Origin of the sequence: Sphingomonas sp. CCH9-F2 (assembly GCF_001556735.1) — a bacterium.
GTDB lineage: Bacteria > Pseudomonadota > Alphaproteobacteria > Sphingomonadales > Sphingomonadaceae > Sphingomonas > Sphingomonas ginsenosidimutans.
The window spans coordinates 1-1,547 of the sequence record NZ_LSJO01000574.1; the positions used below are offsets into that span (position 1 = coordinate 1).

General features: G+C 66.7%; 1 protein-coding gene and 1 pseudogene. Both read right to left on the reverse strand.

All coding sequences use genetic code 11. From position 1 onward, the window contains the following. On the reverse strand, positions 1 to 895 hold an 895-nt coding region (locus AX685_RS16190; protein WP_066490530.1), incomplete at its 3' end, for a replication initiator protein A. A gap of 79 nt (positions 896 to 974) precedes the next feature. Continuing rightward, positions 975 to 1,547, reverse strand: a pseudogene (locus tag AX685_RS22750) (ParB/RepB/Spo0J family partition protein); the annotation flags it as partial.

Consider the following 1,547-nt stretch of genomic DNA (forward strand, 5'->3'; position numbering starts at 1 on the left):
GGGAGGGTGCCTTGCCAGTCTTCGCTGCCTTCGCTGACGGCGCCGCCTTCGTCTCGCCTTCGCTTCGCCGGCGCATCCGCAACGCGGGTTCGCGCTTGCCATCGGGCTGCTCTATCGTCAGCGCATAGCCGGGCAGTTCGTCGCGCTCGGCGATCTTGGCGATCTCGAACTTGAAGCGGCGATACTGGCCCTCGGCGCCCGACTTCTCGAACAGCGTCGGCATCGAGATGGCGAAGCCCGCCTCGCCGGCGCCGCCCGCATGCTTGCGCGCGACCTTGTACAGCCAGCGCTCGCGCCCGCCGGTGATGTCGAAATAGGCGCGGTCGATCGACAGCACGCCGCCGGTCATCATCACGCCTTCCCAGAACCAGTTCGACAATTCGATTGTCATGCCACGCGAGCGCTCGGTCTTCTCGTCCACCAGCTGCGTCCAGCCGTCGAGCCAGCTGAACGTCGCCTCGCGGCGGTTCTCGGCACGGATATTTGTCTTGACCGTGGTCGACACCAGCCGGTCGAGCGCCTGGCCGAGCAGCTCATAGGCGCGACCCGTCGGCTGCCGCCCAATCGCGCGCAGCAGGTCGTAGGGCATCAGGTGGAGCTTGCGCGGCACGTCGTTAACGCCGCGGCGCGCCATGTCGGCGAGCATCGAGGCACAGTAGATCAGGATGTCCGCGTCCCAGATCGTCGCCATGCCGTAGTCGGGATTGGCCGAGACGTGGACCCACAGCTTGCCGTCCGGTGATCGGTAGTCGATCGGCTTCACACGCTTCGACTTTGCGAGGCTGAAGAAAGGCCGCTCCATCATTTCGCGCTGGTCGCGCAGCGGCAAGTCGGCAAGATAGGGGAGGAACAGCTCGAACTGCTCGGACACGGCCTCCCGGCGCGCGCGGGTCATGCGATGTTTCCCCGGGGAAACATCGACCAGCGGTTTACAAAACCGATGCTCCGCCCCTGCATGTTTCCCCGGGGAAACATCAGCGCTGGAGTCCTTTCCCGGTCGCCTCGAGGTGGGCCAGTGCATCGCGCAAGGCGGTCATCAACTCGTCCGTGTCTGCGCCAGAGCCCGCGTGGAGGCGGATCGTCACGCCTTGCCGGTTAGCCGACTGTACCGTCAGTGCGGTGCGCCCGTACTTGGTGGCGTAGCGGTACGGCTCCGGCCTTTCGTCACCGGACAACGCCTTTGGCGCGTCGAGCAGCCGCCGCAGCACGTCCGTGGCGGGGGAGGGGGGGGCGCCCGCCTCGCGACGTGCCGCCTGTTCCTTGGCGACCTGCCGCGCCATGGCGGTGATCGCCTTGGCCATGTCCTTGTCGTCTAGCGCCTGGGCGAGTGTATAGGCCGGCTTCAGCTGCACGTCGCCCGGCGAGGCGAAGGCGGCAATCACCGCGTCAGGGATCGTGGCGACCTTCAGCATCTTGGACAGCCAGCCCTTGGACAGCTTCAGCCGTTCGGCCATCCGCGTCTGGTGGTTGCCGTAATGCGCCTTCAGCGCGTCGAGATAGTTGCGGGCCCGCTCCAGGTCGGACACGTCGGCCCGCGCGCGGTTTTC